General features: G+C 70.9%; 17 protein-coding genes. 5 read left to right on the forward strand and 12 right to left on the reverse strand.

The window, feature by feature from the left end; genetic code table 11:
- Positions 1-133: 133 nt before the first annotated feature.
- The 4 genes from ABZ079_RS10275 to ABZ079_RS10290 form a co-directional block, all read right to left on the reverse strand.
- On the reverse strand, positions 134-2926 hold the full coding sequence (locus tag ABZ079_RS10275) for an ATP-binding cassette domain-containing protein (RefSeq protein WP_356938971.1): 2793 nt from the start codon (positions 2924-2926) through the stop codon (positions 134-136).
- Positions 2927-3078: 152 nt separating this feature from the next.
- A complete protein-coding gene (locus ABZ079_RS10280; protein WP_356938972.1) occupies positions 3079-3837 on the reverse strand; it encodes an NUDIX hydrolase in 759 nt (252 codons plus the stop codon).
- A gap of 151 nt (positions 3838-3988) precedes the next feature.
- Positions 3989-4132, reverse strand: coding sequence for a hypothetical protein (locus ABZ079_RS10285; RefSeq protein ID WP_356938973.1), 144 nt, complete (start codon positions 4130-4132; stop codon positions 3989-3991).
- Positions 4133-4320: 188 nt separating this feature from the next.
- Positions 4321-5883 (reverse strand): DUF4192 family protein, encoded by a 1563-nt coding sequence (locus ABZ079_RS10290; protein ID WP_356938974.1) that lies wholly within the window; start codon positions 5881-5883, stop codon positions 4321-4323.
- A 142-nt stretch (positions 5884-6025) separates the two neighbouring features.
- On the opposite strand from ABZ079_RS10290, the gene ABZ079_RS10295 reads away from it, so the two are divergent.
- Positions 6026-8191 (forward strand): RecQ family ATP-dependent DNA helicase, encoded by a 2166-nt coding sequence (locus tag ABZ079_RS10295; RefSeq protein WP_356938975.1) that lies wholly within the window; start codon positions 6026-6028, stop codon positions 8189-8191.
- Positions 8192-8458: 267 nt separating this feature from the next.
- On the forward strand, positions 8459-9079 hold the full coding sequence (locus tag ABZ079_RS10300; protein WP_356938976.1) for a hypothetical protein: 621 nt from the start codon (positions 8459-8461) through the stop codon (positions 9077-9079).
- A 401-nt stretch (positions 9080-9480) separates the two neighbouring features.
- Here ABZ079_RS10300 and ABZ079_RS10305 read toward each other — a convergent pair whose 3' ends face one another.
- The 3 genes from ABZ079_RS10305 to ABZ079_RS10315 all read right to left on the reverse strand — a co-directional run bounded on the left by ABZ079_RS10305 (position 9481) and on the right by ABZ079_RS10315 (position 11585).
- Entirely contained in the window at positions 9481-10113 is a 633-nt protein-coding gene (locus ABZ079_RS10305) for a hypothetical protein (protein ID WP_356938977.1), read from the reverse strand.
- A gap of 68 nt (positions 10114-10181) precedes the next feature.
- Positions 10182-10883 carry a ribonuclease HII gene (locus tag ABZ079_RS10310; protein WP_356938978.1) on the reverse strand — a complete coding sequence of 234 codons (702 nt, stop codon included), beginning with the start codon at positions 10881-10883 and terminating at the stop codon, positions 10182-10184.
- 81 nt (positions 10884-10964) lie between these two features.
- Positions 10965-11585, reverse strand: coding sequence for a TetR/AcrR family transcriptional regulator (locus tag ABZ079_RS10315; protein WP_356938979.1), 621 nt, complete (start codon positions 11583-11585; stop codon positions 10965-10967).
- Between the two features lie 187 nt (positions 11586-11772).
- Between ABZ079_RS10315 and ABZ079_RS10320 the strand changes: the two genes are divergently transcribed.
- The gene (locus ABZ079_RS10320; protein ID WP_356938980.1) at positions 11773-13320 is read left to right on the forward strand and encodes an MFS transporter; all 1548 of its coding nucleotides are present in this window, start codon (positions 11773-11775) and stop codon (positions 13318-13320) included.
- Between the two features lie 416 nt (positions 13321-13736).
- On the opposite strand, the gene ABZ079_RS10325 is transcribed toward ABZ079_RS10320, so the two are convergent.
- The 3 genes from ABZ079_RS10325 to ABZ079_RS10335 all read right to left on the reverse strand — a co-directional run bounded on the left by ABZ079_RS10325 (position 13737) and on the right by ABZ079_RS10335 (position 16072).
- A complete protein-coding gene (locus ABZ079_RS10325; protein ID WP_356938981.1) occupies positions 13737-14642 on the reverse strand; it encodes an ADP-ribosylglycohydrolase family protein in 906 nt (301 codons plus the stop codon).
- Positions 14643-14654: 12 nt separating this feature from the next.
- Complete coding sequence (locus ABZ079_RS10330) at positions 14655-15314, reverse strand: histidine phosphatase family protein (RefSeq protein WP_356938982.1); 660 nt, start codon at positions 15312-15314, stop codon at positions 14655-14657.
- Positions 15315-15466: 152 nt separating this feature from the next.
- Positions 15467-16072, reverse strand: coding sequence for a YdbC family protein (locus ABZ079_RS10335; RefSeq protein WP_356938983.1), 606 nt, complete (start codon positions 16070-16072; stop codon positions 15467-15469).
- A gap of 151 nt (positions 16073-16223) precedes the next feature.
- On the opposite strand from ABZ079_RS10335, the gene ABZ079_RS10340 reads away from it, so the two are divergent.
- On the forward strand, positions 16224-16757 hold the full coding sequence (locus ABZ079_RS10340; RefSeq protein ID WP_356938984.1) for a TerD family protein: 534 nt from the start codon (positions 16224-16226) through the stop codon (positions 16755-16757).
- Positions 16758-16827: 70 nt separating this feature from the next.
- Here the strand turns inward: ABZ079_RS10340 and ABZ079_RS10345 are convergent, their stop codons facing one another.
- Together ABZ079_RS10345 and nrdR are read right to left on the reverse strand one after the other, a co-directional pair.
- A complete protein-coding gene (locus ABZ079_RS10345; RefSeq protein ID WP_356938985.1) occupies positions 16828-19722 on the reverse strand; it encodes a vitamin B12-dependent ribonucleotide reductase in 2895 nt (964 codons plus the stop codon).
- A 163-nt stretch (positions 19723-19885) separates the two neighbouring features.
- Positions 19886-20437 carry a transcriptional regulator NrdR gene (gene nrdR, locus ABZ079_RS10350; protein ID WP_356938986.1) on the reverse strand — a complete coding sequence of 184 codons (552 nt, stop codon included), beginning with the start codon at positions 20435-20437 and terminating at the stop codon, positions 19886-19888.
- Positions 20438-20991: 554 nt separating this feature from the next.
- Between nrdR and lexA the strand changes: the two genes are divergently transcribed.
- Positions 20992-21771 (forward strand): transcriptional repressor LexA, encoded by a 780-nt coding sequence (gene lexA / locus ABZ079_RS10355; protein ID WP_333772146.1) that lies wholly within the window; start codon positions 20992-20994, stop codon positions 21769-21771.
- Positions 21772-22013 lie beyond the last annotated feature (242 nt).

Here is a 22013-nt window from a genome sequence, read left to right on the forward strand (position 1 = left end):
CCTTGAGGGCTTTGGTGAAAAGCACACGAAAGGGTGATCGCTCACGCCGTCGCAATTGACGCCTTATCGGAAAGAAATGTGCTTTCCGTGGGGAGTTGTGTGCACAGCGGGACCGGAAGCGCTCGGACAGCCGTCATCGGACCCGGGCACGCAGCGTCGTGAGCAGATACGCGCAAAGCAGTCCCGTCAGGGACAACACCAGTGCTCCGCCCACGGGTTGAGCGAGAACCCGCACCACGGCGAGCAGATAGCGCTCCCCTCCGAAGGGCCACTGCAGCAGGAGCACCTCCCGCATCCGCATCGGGAAGCCGGCCGCCATCCGCGTACCGGAGCCCTGCAGCGCCTTGTGCACCAGCGGTACGACGACGACGGGTACCCCGAGGACGGCGGCAAGGCCGGCCGTGGTGGACCGGAACACTCCGGCCGCCAGCACACCGGCCCAGGCACAGCCGCTGACCAGACCGAACCAACTCGCGCTCAGCGAAAGCCAGTCCGGGGGAACTCGCGTCAGCTCCGGTCCGTAGACGATGTAGAGCACTTCGGCGTCGCACCCCACGGTGAGAAAGGCCAGCAGCAGCGCGGTGGCTCCGGAGACGAGCAGTTTCGCGGTCAGCAGTCCCAGCCGGCGGGGCACGGTGCCGCGGTCCGCAGCCAGGGCGGGGTGGCGGAACTCGTCCCCGAAGGCCAGCGCGCCGAGCAGCCCCGCCGCGAGCGCCGCGGGTGGCAGCGGCAGCTCGCGCGGCCACGCCGCGAACAGGCGCGCCTGCGGGGTATGGCCGATCCGGGCCAGCACTACGGCCGTGAGCGCGGACAGCACCAGCGCGGCACCGCAGGTCAGGAAGCCGGTGCCGACTCCGGTGGCGCGCCGGATCTCGTAACGCAGGGGGCGGAGGGGGGTGGGAGCGGGGCGGACGAGGATGGGAGGGGGGAGGGGGGAGAGGGCATCGACCGGGCGCACACCGTCGGGACGTACGGCGCGGCCGGGCTGCGGCTTGCTCGTGCCGGGATTCCTGGCGCCGGGGAGGCGGGTGCGGGTGGCAGGGATGCCCGCGGCGCTGCTCGTGCTGCCGGCCTGCGATTCCGAGGACGCGGAGACCCCGGCCTGGCCGGCGTGCGGCGCAGCCGTCGCCTTGGCGGACCGGTTGCCCTCGGCGCCCGCGGCCACCTTGGCCGGAGCTGCCCCACCACCGGCCCCGGCGGCATCGTGATCCTTCTTCCCGCCGGTTCCGCAAACCGCTGCGGCCGACGACGCGCCCTGGGCCGGCGCGGCGCGGATGCTCTGTGAGCGCTCGGGCGCGGACGCGCGGCGAGGGTCTTTCCCGAGCGATGACCGCTCGCCGGGGCCGGTCTGGGTACGCTCCCACGCGGAGGGGTCGGATACGGTCCGCCCGTCGTCGGCCGAGGCGCCCAACGGTTCGTGGCCCGCGAAGAGGCCGGACCCACCGCACTCCGGCGCCGAGAGGCCCCCTGCGGTGTGCTCACGCTCCTTCGAGGGGACGCCTGACCTCGCAATGCCCTGCTTCTCCGACGTGCCGCCCAGCGCCGGCGTCTCCCGCTCCGGCCGGGACACGTCCGGCGCCGAGGTGCCTGACTCCGTCACCGAGCCACACTCCGCATTGCCTGGCTCCGCCGCCAACGAGCCACACTCCGCACCCCCCGGCGCCGTCGCCGGCAGGGCGGGTCCCGCGCTCCGCCGGTCCGCCGTCGGCGAGGCGGGCTCCATGCTCTCCCGGTCCACCGGCGGTACGTCCCCAGCGGCTCCGCTCTGCTCCACGGACGGGAATCCCAGCACGGCACGAGCGGGTTGCGGCGCCGAAGAGCGGGACGCGGCTCGTCCGTGGTCCGCCGCCGGCCCGTCCGCCGCGGGCGGTTCCCACTCCCCCGACGGGAAGGCGGGCCCCGCGGTGTCCCGCTTTTCCGGACAGGCGTCCGAGGCGGTTCGCTCCTGGGCCGCCGTGGATGAGTCCGGTACGACCGTCTCGCGCTGAGCCGGCCGTGTGCCGGCGGCCTCCTTCTCGCCTCCGGTTCCGGTACCGGCACCGGGCCCCATGTCTCCGACCTCGTCGGCCAGTTGGTGGATGAGGATGCCGTGGCGAAACGCCGTCTCGCCGACGTCGGCGGTCGTGCTCCCGTACACCGAGAGGCGGTTGCCGTCCTCCCGTACGACCTCAACGGACCGGCGGGCGGTACGGGCCTCTTTGGTGAGCAGGGCCGCGAGGCGCGCAGCGTGGGGGCTGCGGACGGCCACGCGAGGGCGCAGCCGGGTGCGGGCGAACTCCTTGGCCTCCTGGTCGGCGACGAGTCTGCCGCCGTCGAGGGTGATGACCCGGTCGGTCGTGCGCGCGGCCTCCTTGGGGTCGGCCGTGGTGAAGAGCACGGTGCCACCGTGATGGGCATGCGTGCGCAGCATGCTGTGCAGCCACTGCGCCTCACGGGCGGAGAGACCGTCGGTGGGTTCGTCCAGGACGAGCGTGTGCGGGTCGGGCAGGAGGGCACAGGCAAGGCCGAGTCTGCGGTCCATGCCGCGCGACAGCGTGCCGAGGCGCTCCTCGCGGAGGCTGACGAGGCCGACCACTTCGAGGACCTCGTCCGCGCGCCGTGCGGGAACTCCCGACGACGCGCACAGCATCCGCAGATGGCCGCGGACCGAGCGGGCCGGATGCCCCGGCACGTCGCCGAGGAGTACGCCGACTTCCCGCGCGGGGTGGGCGATCCGGTGCAGGGGGCGCCCTCGGAAGTAGGTGATGCCACGGCCCGGTTGAAGCTCGAGCATCAGTCTGAGCGCCGTCGTCTTGCCCGCGCCGGCGCCGCCGAGAAGCGCGGTGACATGCCCGGGGCGCGCCTCGAAGGAGACGTCGTCGACGGCGGGCGGGTGCGCCTTGCGGGGGTCGCTGGTCAGTCCGAAGGCCTGGATCACCTGCAGCAAGATAGCGCGCTATGTCCGCTTTTTTGGTGTATAGCGCGATCTATCGCCGAGTGCCGCGCGGACTGCCCTCTCCGTGTCCTCCATTCGACGGAACCCGGGCTCGGTCACACCGCCGGCTCACCTGTCGTCCCGGCGGCCGTCCGCGCTGCGCCCTAGACCTCGGGGCGCAGCATCGGGGGGTTGAGCAGAGTGGCGCCGCCGGCTCGGAAGAGCTGGGCCGGCCGGCCGCCCTGGCGGGTGGTCGTCCCTCCGGTGGGAACGAGGAATCCAGGGGTCCCGGTGACCTTGCGGTGGAAGTTGCGCGGGTCGAGAGCCACACCCCACACCGCCTCGTACACCCGGCGCAGCTCTCCGACCGTGAACTCGGGCGGGCAGAACGCGGTGGCCAGCGACGAGTACTCGATCTTGGACCGAGCCCGCTCCACTCCGTCGGCGAGGATCTGGGCGTGGTCGAACGCCAGAGGCGCCACGGGCTCGTCGTCGCGTCCGTAACCGTCCTGCTGGAGCAGTTCCTCCACCGGTGCCCAGCGCGCGTTGCTGGCGTCGCCTCCCGCACGCGGTGCGGGCAGGTCGGGCGCGAGCGCGAGGTGCGCGACGCTGACCACGCGCATGCGCGGATCCCGCTTGGGGTCGCCATAGGTGGCGAGCTGCTCGAGGTGGGCACCGTTGTCCTGGGCCGGGGCCGAGGGATCATGTGCGCGCAGCCCGGTCTCCTCGGCCAGCTCACGCGCCGCCGCCTGGGACAGGTCCTCGTCGGCCCGTACGAACCCACCGGGCAGCGCCCAGCGCCCCTGGAAGGGAGGCTCGCCCCGCCGTACCGCCAGCGCGCACAGGGCATGGCGGCGCACGGTCAGCACGACCAGGTCCACGGTCACGGCGAAGGGCGGAAAGGCTGACGGGTCGTAGGGCATGCGGCGATCATAGTCGTCTGCCTGACGATAAACACTCCCCTCATCGGCCGCGTAGGTCGTGGTTCCGCGCCGGTCGGGTGTGGGCCGCAAGGCCGGCTCATGTTCGTGGTGGCGGTCGCGTCGTGCGAGGTCGCGCTCCCGTTGCCGGGGGTCACACGCCCGATCGCAGGTCCTCCGCGTCCTCCTCGACCCTGGCGGGTCCCGTCGGCTGATCCGTACGGCGAGGGGAGGCGCCCGCGACGCGCAGCCCTGTCGGGCCGAGTTCGCCGAGCGCCCGCTGCGGGCCGTGGGGCATGCCGCGACCAGCCCACCCCACCTGCCTGCGCGGACGAGGGAACCCCGAAGTGAGCCGTGACCCGAACGAGTCCCCCTCCGTTCACCTGGGTGGCGGAACACCTGGACGGGCCAGCGCACCGCAGGTCTTCCCGGCGCGGACCGGTACTTGCCCGTCCGGGTGGTGGCCCACGCTCGCGCGCCCGGTGCTCATCCGTCCTTCTCTTGGTCGCGGCGAGCGCTCCCCGTCGGGGCGCCACTGGTCGTGCCGTCGGGCCCGCTCGTCGCCCGGGCGCGTGTGCCGCCTGTGCCCCGGGTGCCGGGCCGCGAGGGTTCGGTGGCCGACGGTCGGGGATGGGAGTCGGTGGGCCGCCGCCGACCGCCGGCCGGCCGAAGTGCGCGAAGGCCGTCACCGCCGTCCGCGGACCGCGCCCGGCGCCGTCGGCGCGGACCCGTTCCCGAGCCTGGTCCGGCACCCTGATCGTCCGCCGCCGGCGCACCCGTTCCGGGTGCCACGGTTGTGGCCTCGGCAGGCTCGGTCCGAGCCGGCTCCGTCGCCGGTCCCGCGCCCTCCACGGTCTCCGCCGGCCTACGCCCCGAGCCTTCGGCGCGCAGGCAGCGGCGGATGGCCTCCGGGTCGAGGCCCTCGTTGCAGGCCTGGTGCAGCAGGCGGGCGAAGAGGTAGTCGGGGTCCGCGCCCAGCGCCATGGCCAGTGCCTCGCGGGCTTCCAGTTCGTCGCCCGTCGACCAGGCGACCCAGCCCGCCAGGGTCAGCGGGGCGGCGGCGTGCTCGCCGTAGGGGCCGACGCAGCGGCGGGCCAGGGCGCGCCAGAGCCGTAGGGCCGGGCTCGCCGCCTCGCCCTCCATCCACGCGGCTGCGCGGTCGCGGGTCGTGCGGTCCTGGAGTCCGAGAATGAGCGTCGCCGCCTCGTCGTGGCCGAGCAGGTCGTCGTCACGCAGGTCTGCGGGATGCGTGCCGGACACCGGCGCCGCGGCGGCGAAGCGGCGGATGATCCGCTCGGCGAGGGCGAGGGTCTCCTCCGCGACGTCCGCCCGGGTCACTTCGTCCAGGATGCGCGGAACCAGGGTCATGCCGGCCGCGTCGAGGGCGATCTCCTGCTCCAGGGTCGCGGTGGTCTCCCAGGGTTGCAACCTGGCGCGCAACTCCCTGAGCGTGCCGCGGACCTGGATCCCGGCGTAGGTGGCCGCAGCGGCCAGCACGGAGGTGCCGGGAAGGCCCATCGTCGAGCCGTCCTCGGGGCAGCAGCCCTCGATCGGGCAGCAGTAACTCCAGAAACGGCCGTCCGAGATGCACAGTGCCTCGATGACCGGCACGTCGCGGTTGCCGCACTCGACGCGCAGCACGTGGGCCAGCCGCTCGAGTCGGCGCTTGACGTCCCGGCCCGACTCGCCCGGGGCCGGTTCCTGGCAGACGTAGGCCACCATTTGCTCCGGCCGGGCGCCACGCCGCTCGCTGCCGGTCACCAGTCCATGAACCAGCTGTCGTGCGGCCGCCTCCCAGTCCTCCTCGCTCGCGGGGATGCCGAGCCTGGCCCGGCCGCCGAACCTGCCCTGGCCCTCGCGGCCGTGGAGGGCGACCAGCACCATGCTGTCCTCCGGGCGGTAGCCGAGCAGGTAGGGGAGGGCGTCGGCCAGCTCGGCGGGGGTGCGCAGCGTGACCTGGGTGTCGTGTGCGGACGGCCCGGTCGACGGCTCCCGTTCCGAGCTGTCGCTGTTTTCGAAGGGTCCGGTCGTTTCGCTGTGATGGGTCATGCGCAGACGATCTCGCGGATCTTGGGACTCCGCTTGAGCCTGTGGATAAGTCGAATCAGGGACACGACAAGGCCGTCGTGGTCGTCCACAGCCATGGCCCGGGGCCGCCCGCTTGTCGGTCCCGTGCTGTTGTATGGACCGCATGGAGCACACGAGCAACGCGGACCTCCGGGTACAGGCCGACGCCGTCCTCGCCCGGCTCGTCGGGGATGCCACGGGCGCGGCACGGCTGCGCGAGGACCAGTGGCGGGCGATCGAGGCGCTGGTCGCCGACCGACGCCGGGCCCTGGTCGTGCAGCGCACCGGATGGGGGAAGTCCGCGGTGTACTTCGTGGCCACCTCGCTGCTGCGGGCCACAGGAAGCGGGCCCACGGTGATCGTCTCGCCGCTGCTCGCGCTCATGCGCAACCAGGTCGACGCCGCGGCCCGGGCCGGCATCCACGCCCGTACCATCAACTCCGCCAACACCGAGGAGTGGGAAGCCGTCCAGCACGAGATCGCGGCCGGCGAGGTGGACGTCCTGCTCGTCAGCCCTGAGCGGCTGAACAACCCCGACTTCCGCGACCAGGTCCTGCCCAAGCTGTCCGCGGCGACCGGCCTGCTGGTGGTGGACGAGGCCCACTGCATCTCCGACTGGGGCCACGATTTCCGTCCCGACTACCGCCGGCTGCGCACCATGCTCGGCGACCTCCCGCCCGGCGTCCCCGTGCTGGCCACCACCGCCACGGCCAACGCGCGGGTCACCGCGGATGTCGCCGAACAGCTGGGCACCGGCGGCACGTCGGACGCCCTGGTGCTGCGCGGGCCGCTGGACCGGGAGAGCCTGAGCCTCGGCGTGCTGCGTCTGCCGGACGCCGCGCACCGGATGGCCTGGCTCGCCGACCATCTCGACGACCTGCCGGGATCCGGCATCGTCTACACGCTCACCGTCGCCGCCGCCGAGGAGGTCACCGCCTTCCTGCGGCAGCGTGGGCACGTCGTCGCCTCGTACACGGGTAAGACGGAGAACGCCGAACGCCAGCAGGCCGAGGAAGATCTGCTCGCCAACCGGGTGAAGGCGCTGGTCGCCACCTCCGCGCTCGGCATGGGTTTCGACAAGCCGGATCTGGGTTTCGTGGTCCACCTCGGTTCGCCCTCCTCCCCCATCGCCTACTACCAGCAGGTGGGCCGGGCCGGCCGTGGCGTCGAACACGCCGAGGTACTGCTGCTGCCGGGCAAGGAGGACGAGGCGATCTGGGAGTACTTCGCCTCGCTGGCCTTCCCCTCCGAGGACCTGGTCCGGCGCACTCTGGATGTCCTCGCCCGGGCGGACGGGCCCCTGTCGCTGCCCGCACTGGAGCCCCTCGTCGAGCTGCGCCGCTCACGGCTGGAAACCATGCTCAAGGTCCTTGACGTGGACGGCGCGGTGCAGCGGGTCAAGGGCGGCTGGACCGCGACCGGGCAGCCGTGGTCGTACGACGCCGAGCGCTATGACTGGGTCGCCCGGCAAAGGGCGGCCGAACAGCAGGCGATGCGTGCGTACGCGTCCACCACGGAGTGCCGGATGGAGTTCCTGCAGCGCCAGCTGGACGACGAGGGCGCCAAACCGTGTGGCCGTTGCGACAACTGCGCGGGACCGCGTTTCACCGCCGACATGTCCACGGCGGCCCTGGACGCCGCACGGAGCGACCTGGGCCGCGCGGGAGTCGAGGTGGAGCCCCGTCGTATGTGGCCGACCGGACTGCCGGCCGTCGGCATCGACCTCAAGGGCCGCATCCCAGCCGGTGAACAGGCGTCGCAGGGCCGGGCTCTGGGACGGCTGTCGGACATCGGCTGGGGCAATCGGCTGCGGCCCCTCTTCGCGCCCCGGACACCGGACGCTCCTGTGCCGGACGACGTGGCGCGGGCCGTGGTCGGCGTGCTGGCCGACTGGGCCAGGGGCCCCGGCGGCTGGGCCTCCGGAGCGGCCGATGCCCAGGCCCGGCCGGTGGGTGTGGTCACCATCGCCTCGCGCACCCGGCCCGGGCTGATCCAGTCCCTGGGCGCCCGCATCGCCGAGGTAGGCCGGCTGCCCCTGCTCGGCTCCGTGGACTACGCCGAGGACGTGCCCCGGGTGCCGCGCAGCAACAGCGCGCAGCGGCTGAAGGCCCTCGACGGCGCGTTGACGGTGCCGCCCGCCCTCGCGGCGGCGCTCGCCGAGGCCCAGGGACCGGTCCTGCTGGTCGACGACTTCACGGAGACGGGCTGGACCCTCGCGATCGCGGCACGCCTGCTCAGAAGGTCCGGCGCGCGCGGGGTGTTGCCCCTGGTCCTCGCCGTCCAGGGATGACCCCGCGGCCCCCCGGGCGGCAACCGGCGTGATGTGACCCGAGGCCCCAGGCGTCATCAGCCGGCCCGGTGGGTAGGGATATAAACCCCGCACCACCAGATAACCGGCGGTGGCGCCAATTGCTCGTTGCCGCATCCTAGTTCGGCAGGAAGAATCGAGATCCGCTCCCCGCACGGCTCGCCCCTGATCGGTAGGGCTTCGCTGCGGTGCGCGCTCCCCCGAATCCGACCTCGCCCGCAGTGTGGGCGCGTAGCCGAAGGGAGGAACGTGACCTTCGGATTCGCCTCGTCCTCGGCGGCCTCGTTGTCGACGTCCGCGTCCGCCGCCTCCGCCAGTCGCCTGCTCGAGCCGGCGGAGTGGGCTGCCGCCGGAATCCCCCTGCTGCGCAACCCCCGTGAGGTCGTCAGCGGGCTGCACGCCCGCCATCACCCGGAGCCGTCCACGGCGGTCGTGGCCGTCCTCGATCCGGACGAACGCTTGCGCGCCAGCGCCTCGTTCACACGCCGTCCCGCCCCGGCCGACGGCTGGATGTTCCGCAACGCGCTCCTGGACCAGTTGCGCCGGATCATTCCGCACGACCTGCGACGCCGCACCCCCGTGCGCACGGCCGTACTGCTCTACTGCCGTGAGGGTGATGGGCGTTGGACGGAGGAGGACGGTGCCTGGATGTGGGGACTGCGCGACGCCTGCACGCTGCATGGGCTGCGGTGCGGGGCGTACATCACGCTGACTCACGAGGGCTGGCAGGTGCTCGGCGAGGGACGCGGCGGACGTCGGCCCCACGCTCGCTCCGCGCCGGAGCCCTTCGCCATGTCGCAGGCTCCGCCACTCACCCCCCGCACCGGCGGCCCCGTCTCCGAGGTCCTGCGCCGCGCGGCAGCACGCTGAAGAGGGCAGCGCCGGGGCAGGACATCCGCTCGGCTGTCCGCACCGCCAACCGGCCCGTGCGCAAGGGAAGTCGACCCCTGGCTGCCGGACCGGAGGACGTGCGGGATCAGGCGCCACAGAGCACAGGCCGGTCCGGGACCGTGCCCCGTGGCCGTACGGGGTCCACTCTCGGAGTGCCCGGCGTACGGCTACGCGGGTACGGACTCGGATCTCGGCCTCGGCGGGCGCTGCTGCGACGACCATGGCCGGTCCGCTTGCCACCACCGCTCCGGCCGGGCTGCCGGAGAGCTGCCCCGGGTGAGGCAGCCGCCGGCTGTCCGAGCAGGCCGAAAGCCGCACCGTGCGGAAACCGCCGGCGCGGCTCCTACGTCACCCCGGTGCCCCGAGATGTCGTACGCGGCTCAGACACCGGCGCCCAGCACGGAGTTGATCTGCTGGGGGTCGCCGCAGACGATCAGCAGCGCACCGGCCCGGGAGTGGGCCAGCGGCAGGGCGGCGGCTGCGGCGGAGGCGGGGCCTCCGTTGACGGCCACGACGACCACGGGGCGGGACGCGGCACGCGAGGCGACGGTGGCGTCCGCGTAGAAGACGTCGTCGCCGGCGTCGTGCTGCGCCCAGTAGGAGGCTTCACCGAAGGACAACTCGTGCTGGGCCCACGGGTGCTGGGCACCGGTGGTGAGCACGAGGACGTCGCCGGGGGCACGACCCGAGTCCAGGAGCAGGTCCACCGCTTCCTCTGCGGCGTCGAGCGCGCCCTCGGGCGAGGCCGGAACCAGCTGGATCTGGGGACTCGCCGCGGGTGCGGCGGGAGCGGCCGGGCCCGACGGGCTCGGCTTGGCCGGAGCCACGTCACGCGGCGTGCGCTGCACCGGCGGCGTGGGCCGCAGGGGGCCGGGACGACCGGGGCGGGACGGAGCCGCGGGGCGGGGGCCGGGTACGGGGCGGGGGGTCGGCGCGATGCGGCCGCTGGCCGGAGTGGCGCGGGGACCCTGGGCACTCTCGTGAATCTGAGGCTCCTCGGGAATGAGAGGCATGAGCTGATATTTATCAAACGTTGGTGCGGCGCGGATAACCGGGTGACACATCAGTGCGAGCGGAACCGTCAGAAATCGAAGCCGAGCTGACCCTCGATTTCCGGAACACTTCCGTCCGCCCAGCTGCGGACCTTCTTGAGGTGCCGCCACTGGGGCAACGCATCAAGATACGCCCATGACAACCGGTGATGCGGGGTGGGCCCCCGCTCCTCCAGTGCGGCCTTGTGCACGGGTGATGGATACCCGGCGTTGTCCGCAAAGCGGAAGTCTGCATGGTCGATGCCCAGTTCGGCCATCATTTTGTCGCGCTGAACCTTGGCTATCACCGACGCCGCCGCGACGGCCACGCACGAGCGGTCACCCTTGATCACTGTGCGCACCCGCCAGGGGGCACCGAGATAGTCGTGCTTCCCGTCGAGAATGACGGCGTCGGGGCGGACCGGCAGAGCGTCCAGGGCGCGGACTGCGGCGAGCCGCAGCGCGGCCGTCATCCCCACGCCATCGATCTCCTCGGGGGAAGCATGCCCCAGCGCATAGGCCGTCACCCATGTCTGCAGGATCTCGGCCAGTTCCGTACGGCGCCTGATCGTCAGCAGTTTGGAGTCGGTGAGACCCTCGGGCGGCCGGCGCAGACCGGTGATCGCCGCGCAGACGGTGACGGGCCCGGCCCAGGCGCCGCGCCCCACCTCGTCGACACCGGCAATGACCTTCGCTCCGGTCGTGGCGCGCAGGGAGCGCTCGACGGTGTGAGTAGGAGGTTCGTACGGCATGGCGCCCTCAGGGTACGCCGCCGGGATCGTCACGCGACACCCCGGTCGCCCGACCACTACCAAGATCGCCGGCCCGGGCGGTCAGCCCGCGTGGGGACGCAGCAGCGGGAGCATCAGCTGGTCGACCATCTCCTCTAGCTCCCGGTTGCTCCATTCGCTGGCGCACACCTTCGATCGGTACATCATCATGGCCGGGATGGCATCGAAGACATAGCCGTTCGCCGCGTCCGAACGAACTTCTCCTCGCTCTATCCCCCGGATGATGACCTCGCGCAGCAGTCTGACGGTCGGCTCCACGACCCCTCCGACGATCACCCCCTGGAAGCGTTCCGCCTGCACGTGATCGCACTCGTGAATCACTGCGCGCAGTGCGATACCAGCAGCCGAGTACAGGATCTGCCGCACCTGGCGGCAGAGGGTGAGGAGATCCTCACGTACGCTCCCGTGATCCGGGGCCGTCTCGGCCCGGGGCAGTCCGGCCTCCAGCGCGTCCGCGACGAGATCCTCCTTGGAGGGCCAACGGCGGTAGACCGCGGCCTTCCCGGTCTGGGCGCCGGCCGCGACGCCTTCCATGGTCAGACCTTTCCAGCCGACCTCGCCGAGCTGTTCCAGAGCCGCGTTCAGGATCGCGCGCTCCAGCACCGCACCGCGCCGGCGAGGGGGGGCCGTTCCGACGGGGGCCGTCCAGCGCGAGGTAGCCATCTGTGTTTCTCCAGCATGCATGGGAAGCGGGGATTCCGGGGCAACGGGGCGCCGCGCAGCAGCAACAGGGGGACGCGATACGGGGCGCGCGGATTAAGTGAACGCTTGCGTTCACTGTTGGGGACTCACTACCGTGGACGCGACAGTGAACGCAAGCGTTCACTAATGCTTTCATGGGGGACCCATAGTGACGACCTCTCAGCTGCTCCAGGACCGGAAACCGGGCGCGGCCCGCCGGGAGGGGCATCCCGGTATCGCACTCACCGTCATCGCGGCTTGCCAACTCATGGTGGTACTCGACGCGACGATTGTGAACATCGCGCTCCCGCACATTCAGGACGCGCTCAAGTTCAGCACCACTGACCTCACTTGGGTGGTCAGCGCCTACACGCTCACCTTCGGCGGCCTGCTGCTGCTCGGTGCGCGAGCCGGTGACATCCTCGGCCGTCGCCGGGTTTTCATGACCGGCATCCTGCTGTTCACTTTCGCCTCGCTGCTGGGCGGCCTCGCCCAGGAACCCTGGCAGCTGCTGGCCGCCCGTGCGCTGCAGGGCGTGGGGGGCGCGATCGCGTCCCCCACCTCGCTCGCACTGATCACCACGACCTTCCCCGAAGGCCCCGAACGGAACCGGGCCTTCGGCGTGTTCGCCGCCGTCTCCGCGGGCGGCGGGGCCATCGGCCTGCTCGCGGGCGGCATGCTCACCGACTGGCTCGACTGGCGTTGGGTGCTGTTCGTCAACGTGCCCATCGGTGTCCTGATCGCGGTGCTCACACCGATGTACATCACCGAGTCCCAGCGGCATCCCGGACGCTTCGACATCACGGGTGCGGTGACCTCGACGGCAGGTATGGCCCTGTTGGTCTACGGATTCATCCGCGCCGCGGAGAACGGCTGGCGGGACGGCCTCACCCTCGGCTCGTTCGGCGCGGCCGTGGTGCTGCTGCTGGCCTTCGTCTTCACCGAGAAGCGGGCGAAAGAGCCGATCACCCCGCTCAGGATGTTCACCGACCGCAATCGCTGGGGCACATACGTGATCATGCTGTGCCTGGCCGCGGCGATGTTCGGCATGTTCTTCTACATCGTGCTGTTCGTGCAGAACGTGCTCGGCTACAGCGCCGTCAAGGCGGGTATGGCCTTCCTCCCCGTGACGGTCGCGATCGCGGTCGGCGCGGGCGTGTCCCAGCGCTTCCTGCCGAAGTTCGGCCCCAAGCCATTCATGGTGGTCGGCTCGGCGCTCGTGGTGATCGGGCTGGTGTGGCAGACCTTCATCCGGCCCGACAGCTCCTATCTCGGAGGCGTCCTGGGACCGATGCTGACGTTCGGCCTCGGCATGGGCCTGAACTTCGTGACGGCCACCGTCACCGCCGTCACCGGTGTCGCCCAGCACGAGGCGGGCGCGGCCTCCGGCTTGCTCAACGCCACACAGCAGGTGGGCGGTTCGCTGGGGTTGTCCATCCTGACGACCGTCTTCGGGTCGGCCGGGAAGGAGGAGGCGAAGAAGCAGCTGCCCAAGTTCCTCGCCGAGGGTTCGCCTGAGCAGAAGGCGCAGTTCGCCAAGACGCACCAGTTGCCCGCACCCTGGGGGCACGAGGTACTCGCGCACGGAATCTCCGTCGCCTTCATCCCGGCCGCCGCGATGGCCGCTCTGGCGTTCCTCACCGCCTGGCTGGTGATCAGGGTCCGCAAGAGCGATCTCGACTCCCTCGCCGGCGTGGCCGGCCCGGGCATCGGCTGACCCGCCTCGAGCCGTGCGGAGCGGCGGCCGGCCGGACCACTGCCCGGGGACAGAGGGCACATGCGGCGATCCGGCCGGCCGCACCTCGACGGCCCGCAACGACAACAGAACCAGCGCTGGAACCAGCACCAGAACCAACCACGCGGACGCCATCACTCACCCCCTCGGACGTGCCCACCTCTGTGTCCGGCGCTGACGCCGGAACGCGAGTGGCGGATACGCGAAGAACGGGCGGCGATCACAGAGAGTTCCCATTGAGCACGCTGAGTTTACGCGCCGTTAGCGCCGGCTGACACCTGCACAGGCCGAGGGCCGGAAGGAGCGGGCTGGGCACACCTGACCATCCCGGCCTCCCGGACCGTCTCACTGTCCCGGATCATCCCGGTGTCCCGGACCGTCCCGGTGTCCCGGACGCGTCAGAGCCCCGCGGGCACCCAGTCCGGCAGTGCCTCGGTCCGCTCGACCCATTCGGCGGGTGGTGTCCCCGCCTTGCCGGAGGCGATCACTCCGCCCACGATGGCGCAGGTCGTGTCGACGTCCCCACCGACCTGGGCGGTCGTCCAGAACGCCGCCGCGAAGTCGCCGAGGCTCCGCGCGGCGGACCACAGGGCGAAGGGAACGGTGTCATGGGCCGTCGTCCGCCGCCCGCACCCGAGGACGGCCGCGACGGTGGCCGCATCCCCGTAGTCGAGCATGTCCCGTGCCCGGCGCAGGCCCTGGCCGACCGCGCTCTTCGGCACCAGGGCGATGACTCCGTCCAGCAGTGCCTCGGGGCTGGGCGGCCCACCCGGCGAGCCGGCCAGTGCGGCGGCCGCGGCCACGGCCATGGCCCCGACCACGGCCTCCCGGTGCTGGTGCGTGGGATAGGCCGAGATCTCGGCCTGATGGGTGGCCTGCTCCGGGTCGTCCGCGTACCAGGCACCCAGGGGGGCGATCCGCATCGCCGCTCCGTTGCCCCAGGACCCCTGCCCGTTGAAGAGCCCGGCGGCCAGCTCACGCCAGTCCTCACCCTCCCGGACACGACGCAGCAGCCGGTTGACGGCGGGGCCGTAGCCCCGGTCGAAGTCGTGGTGCTCGGCGAAGGAGCGGGCCAGCGCATCCTGGTCGACACGCTGGTGGGCGGCGAGAACGGCGACAACGGAGCAGGCCATCTCGGTGTCGTCCGTCCACTGCCAGGGGCCTGCGGGCAGCTCGCGCCGCTTCAGCAGGGGGTAGTTCGCCGGCACGAAATACTGAGAGCCCAGGGCGTCCCCCACGGCCAGGCCGCGCAGGCTCGCCAGAGCGCGCTCCAGGCGCCCGAGGGAAGAGGAGTCAGCGGTCATCGCTCTGCCACTCTATCTGGTGACCCAGTGCGGCACCGGCTCGCGCCAGCGCTTGAAGGGCCGGTCGAGTGCGTACTTGCCGTCCTCCCCCAGAACGAGCATCCGCATCTCGGCGTTGCCGGGATTCGACAGCGACTCGAATTCCGCTACCGTCCAGTGGAACCAGCGCATGCAGAACAGTCGCATCGCGAGGCCATGCGTCACCAGGAGCACGTTCGGCGGGTGGTCCGGCGCCTCGAAGCTGCGGAAGAGGCTCTCCAGGAAGCCGCCGACCCGGTCGTACACGTCGGCTCCGGACTCCCCCTGCGGGAACCGGAAGAAGAAGTGGCCGTAGGCGTCGCGGTAGGCCTTCTGCAGGCGCACGTCGTCCCGGTCCTGCCAGTTGCCCCAGTCCTGCTCGCGCAGCCTGGGCTCCTCGCGGACGCGTATGAGGTCAGGGTCGAGATGGAAGGCGCGGAGCGTCTCGTGCGTACGCCGGTACGGGGACACGTACACGCTGACGCGCTCCTGGCCGAAGAGTTCCCGGAGCCTCTCACCGGTCTCCTCCGCCTGCCGCCGGCCGCGCTCGGTCAGCGCGAGAGCGTGGTCGGGCTCGCGTTCGTACACGGAGTCGTCAATGTTCCCGGTTGACTCGCCGTGCCGGACAAGGACGATGCGCCGTGGTTGTGCCATGCCAAAACCCTAGATCGAACGGGGGAAAGTCGAGCACTCGTACGGGCCCTGTACGGCGCAGGTCACACGAATCCATCGTCTCGCATCCCCGGTGGAGGCGCGTGCGGCGCATTCAGACGGAGAGTTTGATTTTCAAACGATGCGTGCCGGGCTCAGACCGTCCAGGAGGGCTCCAGTTCCACGATGTCACCCGAGAGCGCCGCGACGTCCGCCTCCGTCTGGGCGCGCAGCGCAAGGCGCTCCACCCGCTCGGTGCGGTACTTGCCGTGCTCGGCGGCCGACCGCCACATCGACAGGATCAGGAACTCCTGCTCGGGCGCCTCGGCGAACATGCCGCGGATCATGCCCGGCGAACCGGCCATCGCGGGGTTCCAGACCTTCTCCTGCATCAGCGTGTAGTGCTCCACGCGTTCCTCGTGCACCTGGCACAGGGCCACCCGGATCAGATCGGCGTCGGTGAACCGCGGCTCGAAGCCCGTCTTCACATCGAAGCGGTACTCGAAGAGTTTGACCTGGGCGTCCTTGAACGTGCCGGACTGGGCGGCCGCCAGGCGGTCGTGGGAGCGGGCCATGAAGGAGTCGTACAAGGCGCGGCTCTCCCAGAACGCGAAGATGTGCGCCACCCCCTGCCGCTGCCGGCTCCAGCCTCCGCCCTGTCCCCGAAAACCCGGCTCTCCCAGAAGCCCCGCCCACTTCCGCTGCCCCCGCTCGAAACCGCGGCGGTCCACCACGGTGCAGCGAATCCACTTGACCAGCACCGCGCCATCGTAAGGCCAGCGGGCGTGGCGGCGGTCACGCTCTGGCGGAGATCGCCGCGCGAGCGCCCCCGCTCGCGTGGCACGATGGACAAACAGGCCTGACCCCGCGGGAGTTGGGGGTGAGGGATCTTCAGCGGGAAGGGAAAGCCTGGTGACCGGCTTCAGCAAGGGAATCCGCAAGGTCGAGGTCGCGCTCAAGTGGGATCCCAGTCCGGCGGGTCAGCCGCCCACCGATCTCGACATCGTCGCAGCGACCTTCTCGTCCGCAGACCCGTACGGCGCTCCGGCCTACCTGGTGCACTTCGACAGCCGCTCGCCGGATGGCACGATCTTCCTGGACCGGGACAGCACGGATGGCAAGGGCTTCGGCTGGGACGAGGTCATGACGCTCGAGCTGGACCGCCTCGATGACCGCTACGCGCGCGTGGTGGCGGGTGTCGTCATCCAACAGCGGCCCGGGCACAAGACGTTCGCCCACGTCCTCAATCCGGCCATGCGCATCCGGGAGGGCTACACCGTGCTCGCCGAGGACGACTTCGGTTCGGTCCTCGGGGCGACGGCCGCCACGTTCGCCGAGTTCGTACGCGACGGATCCGGCGAGTGGACCTTCCGCCCGGGTCTGCACGGATACGACGAGGACCCGGCTTCATTCACCCGGATCATGGGCCGGGAGCACCGGTCCTGAACACCCTGGTTCTCACAGGTAGGGGGCGCCGGCCATGGCCGGCGCCCCCTACCTCAGAAACCGCGTGTCATCAGCTGCAGCCGCTGGTCGAGCCGCAGCCCTCGCAGATGTAGCAGGAACCGGCCCGCTGCATCTTCGTACCGCAGGAGAAGCACAGCGGGGCGTCGGCCTGGATGCCCATCTGCATCTCCACCAGCTCGGCGCTGGTGTGCGCCTGCTTCGGCGCGGGCGCGGCCACCTCGGACTCGGTCTTCGGCGTGGCGACCGCCTTCAGCTCCTGGGCGCGCGGCGCCGACTGGGCCAGGCCCTCGACGTCGACCTCGTCGTCGGCCGGCTCGTAGGAACCGGTCTCCAGGTGGCGCTGACGCTCCTCGGCGGAGTGGATGCCGAGCGCGGAGCGCGTCTCGAAGGGCAGGAAGTCCAGCGCCAGGCGGCGGAAGATGTAGTCGACGATCGACTGCGCCATCCGCACGTCCGGGTCGTCCGTCATACCGGCCGGCTCGAAGCGCATGTTGGTGAACTTCGAGACGTAGGTCTCCAGCGGCACGCCGTACTGGAGGCCGACGGAGACGGCGATGGAGAAGGCGTCCATCATGCCCGCGAGAGTCGAGCCCTGCTTGGACATCTTCAGGAAGACCTCGCCGAGACCGTCGTCCGGGTAGGAGTTGGCGGTCATGTAACCCTCGGCGCCGCCGACCGTGAAGGACGTGGTGATACCCGGGCGGCCCTTGGGCAGGCGCTTGCGGACCGGGCGGTACTCGACCACCTTCTCGACCGCGGTACGGATCGTCTCCTCGGCCTTCTCGGTGATCTCCGCCTTCTGGTCGTCCTTCTTCTTGGCGGAGAGAGGCTGGCCGACCTTGCAGTTGTCGCGGTAGATCGCGAGCGCCTTGACGCCGAGCTTCCAGGCCTCGTAGTAGATCTCCTCGACCTCCTCGACGGTCGCCGTCTCCGGCATGTTGACCGTCTTGGAGATGGCGCCCGAGATCCAGGGCTGGATCGCGGCCATCATGCGGACGTGGCCCATCGGGGAGATGGCGCGCTCGCCCATGGCGCAGTCGAACACCTCGTAGTGCTGCTGCTTGAGACCGGGGGCGTCGATCACATTGCCGTGCTCGGCGATGTGGGCGACGATCGCCTCGATCTGCTCCTCCTGGTAGCCCAGGCGGCGCAGGGCCTGCGGGACGGTGCCGTTGACGATCTGCATCGAGCCGCCGCCGACGAGCTTCTTGAACTTCACCAGGGCGAGGTCGGGCTCGACGCCGGTGGTGTCGCAGGACATCGCCAGACCGATGGTGCCGGTCGGGGCGAGCACGGACGCCTGGGAGTTACGGAAACCGTTCTTCTCACCGAGACGCAGCACGTCCTGCCAGGCCTCCGTGGCGGCGGCCCACACCGGGGTGTCCAGGTCGTCCATGCGGACGGCCGTGCCGTTGGCGTCGGCGTGCTGCTTCATGACGCGGTTGTGGGCGTCGGCGTTGCGGGCGTAACCGTCGTAGGTGCCGACGACAGCGGCCAGCTCGGCGGAGCGGCGGTAGGCCGTGCCCGTCATCAGGGAGGTGATGGCGCCGGCCAGGGCGCGGCCGCCGTCGGAGTCGTAGGCGTGGCCGGTGGCCATCAGCAGGGCGCCGAGGTTGGCGTAGCCGATGCCGAGCTGGCGGAACGCGCGCGTGTTCTCGCCGATCTTCTGGGTCGGGAAGTCCGCGAAGCAGATCGAGATGTCCATCGCGGTGATGACCAGCTCGACGACCTTCTGGAAGCGCTCGGTCTCGAAGGACTGGCTGCCCTTGGAGTCGTCCTTCAGGAACTTCATCAGGTTCAGCGAGGCCAGGTTGCAGGACGTGTTGTCCAGGTGCATGTACTCGCTGCACGGGTTCGACGCGGTGATCCGGCCGGACTCGGGGCAGGTGTGCCAGTTGTTGATGGTGTCGTCGTACTGGATGCCCGGGTCGGCGCAGGCCCAGGCGGCCTCGGCGATCTTGCGGAAGAGCGCCTTGGCGTCGACTTCCTCGATGACCTCACCGGTCATACGGGCGCGCAGGCCGAACTTGCCGCCCGCCTCGACCGCCGTCATGAACTCGTCGTTCACACGGACCGAGTTGTTGGCGTTCTGGTACTGGACGGACGTGATGTCGTCGCCACCCAGGTCCATGTCGAAGCCCGCGTCGCGCAGGACGCGGATCTTCTCCTCTTCCTTGACCTTGGTCTCGATGAAGTCCTCGATGTCGGGGTGGTCGACGTCGAGCACGACCATCTTGGCGGCGCGGCGGGTGGCGCCACCGGACTTGATGGTGCCGGCGGAGGCGTCGGCGCCACGCATGAAGGAGACGGGGCCGGAGGCGTTGCCACCGGAGGAGAGCAGCTCCTTGGAGGAGCGGATGCGGGAGAGGTTCAGGCCGGCGCCGGAGCCGCCCTTGAAGATCATGCCCTCTTCCTTGTACCAGTCGAGGATCGACTCCATGGAGTCGTCGACGGACAGGATGAAGCAGGCGGAGACCTGCTGGGGCTGCGCGGTGCCGACGTTGAACCAGACGGGGCTGTTGAAGCTGAAGATCTGGTGCAGGAGGGCGTAGGCCAGCTCGTGCTCGAAGATCTCGGCGTCGGCGGGCGAGGCGAAGTACTTGTGGTCCTCGCCGGCCTTCCGGTACGTCTTCACGATGCGGTCGATCAGCTGCCTGAGGCTGACCTCGCGCTGCGGGGTGCCGACGGCACCCCGGAAGTACTTGCTGGTGACGATGTTGACCGCGTTCACCGACCAGAAGTCGGGGAACTCGACGCCACGCTGCTCGAAGTTGACCGAGCCGTCGCGCCAGTTGGTCATGACGACGTCACGGCGCTCCCAGGCCACCTCGTCGTAGGGGTGCACGCCGGGGGTGGTGTGGATGCGCTCGATACGCAGCCCCTTGCCGGCCTTGGCGCCCTTGGCGCGGGAACCTCGTGCCGGACCGCTCGCCGTCTCTGTCATGCCGCCTCCCTGTACGGGCGAAAACGCCCTGAAGTGCCCCGATTGTTCCCGTGGCACGTGTTCTGTCATGTATTGCGGGCACCCTCAGCTGCCACCCGCAAAAGGTCTTGGTCGCCGCGTCCTGGCCGGAACCCGGTTCTCCTCCCGGTCTCCGGCCCGCCGGTCAGTCGGCGGCGTGGGCGGGCACGGGGACCTGATCGGTCCCGCCGGGCCCGCGTTGGTCTTCCCGGCTCCCCGCTCCCGCGTCTTCGTCGTCCGCGGCGAGGCGTCGCGTCGCCTCCCGCAGTTCCGCGATGGCGGCCTCGAAGTCCTCGAGCGAGTCGAACGCCCGGTAGACGGAGGCGAATCGCAGATACGCGACAAGGTCGAGCTCCTGCAACGGGCCGAGTATCGCCAGCCCCACGTCATGGGTGGTCAGCTCGGCGCTCCCGGTGGCCCGCACCGCCTCCTCGACCCGCTGGCCGAGCTGGGCGAGCGCGTCCTCGGTGACAGGCCGCCCCTGACATGCCTTGCGCACGCCGTTGATGACCTTGGTACGGCTGAAAGGCTCGGTGACTCCGGACCGCTTGACCACCATGAGCGAGCACGTCTCCACGGTCGTGAAACGACGGGAGCAGTCAGGGCACTGGCGGCGCCTGCGGATCGCCGTGCCGTCGTCGGTCGTACGACTGTCGACCACACGGCTGTCGGGGTGCCTGCAGAAGGGGCAGTGCATGATCTCCAACCCTCCTCACAGCAGACTCAATGGCCTCGCCGAACCCCATGGGCCCCGCGAAGCAGCCCTAAGCATAGGGGATCGCGGAGCCATCCCAGACCCGGGGGACCACAACTTGTGGGCTGCTGTAGCCATCCAACCACTAGATGTGGGGATTGGCTCATACACAAAGGCGGACTTGCGTGTCGCTACGAGACGACCGCCCCCGGGAACCCACCCGAACACGCGGACGCAGGGTCGTACCGGTGTGACACGTACGGGGATACCGTGGGCGCCGCACGGAGGACGCGTGGGGCTCCGGCACGGAGGACGCCCCGGGTCCCGGCAGAGCGGGTTCCGGATGGCAGACTGGGGACGCGGCCCACGAGGCCGACGGCCCCGGCGGTGAAGAGTACAACAATGGGCACTTTGTCTGTCAGGTGCCGCCTTACCCATACACCCAGACACGTGATCACGTCAGCTGAATCGCACTTTTTCACTCGAACGTGTGTTTGGCGCAACCTTTCGAAAGCAACTACCGTTGTCCAGCAGGGAGACCATCGAGAGGGGCCGACGTGACCACCACCGCAGACAGTGCCACCATCACTGCCCAGGACCGCTCCCAGGGCCGAGTCGAGCCGGTACACGCGATGAACGAAGCCACGAATCCCGAGGGACACAAGCGCTCCCTGCCGGGCCGACCTCCAGGCATCCGGGCGGACAGTTCCGGACTCACCGACCGGCAGCGCCGGGTGATCGAGGTCATCAGGGATTCCGTACAGCGACGGGGTTACCCGCCGTCGATGCGCGAGATCGGGCAGGCCGTCGGCCTGTCCAGCACGTCCTCGGTCGCGCACCAGCTGATGGCACTGGAGCGCAAGGGCTTCCTGCGCCGCGACCCGCACCGCCCGCGCGCGTACGAAGTGCGCGGCTCCGACCAGGCCGTGACCGTGCAGCCCACGGACACCGCCGGCAAGCCCGCCGCGTCGTACGTCCCGCTCGTCGGCCGTATCGCCGCCGGTGGACCGATCCTCGCGGAGGAGTCCGTCGAGGACGTCTTCCCCCTCCCCCGCCAGCTCGTCGGTGACGGCGAACTGTTCGTCCTCAAGGTCGTCGGCGACTCCATGATCGAGGCCGCGATCTGCGACGGTGACTGGGTCACCGTCCGCCGCCAGCCGGTCGCCGAGAACGGCGACATCGTCGCCGCCATGCTCGATGGCGAAGCCACCGTCAAGCGTTTCAAGCGCGAGGACGGCCATGTCTGGCTCCTCCCGCACAACTCGGCCTACGAGCCGATCCCCGGCGACGACGCGACCATCCTCGGCAAGGTCGTCGCCGTGCTGCGGCGCGTGTGACGGCTGCGGCGGGCGGGTCGGCGGACCCGCTCCCTGACCGGGCCCCGGGACCCCTGCGCCGGTTCCGGGGCCCTGCGTATGTCCTCCGGGCCTACGCACCACGCGGACGTCATGGGCCCGGACGGTCGCGCATCGCGGGGGGGGGGGGGGGGGGGGGCGGCGCCCGCCCCCCCCCCCCCCCCCCGGCCCCCCACGACCGCCGCCCGCGCGCCGCGCGCGGCGGCGGGCGGCGGCCGCCCGCC

This window comes from Streptomyces sp. NPDC006314, assembly GCF_040613075.1.
Taxonomy (GTDB): Bacteria; Actinomycetota; Actinomycetes; order Streptomycetales; family Streptomycetaceae; genus Streptomyces.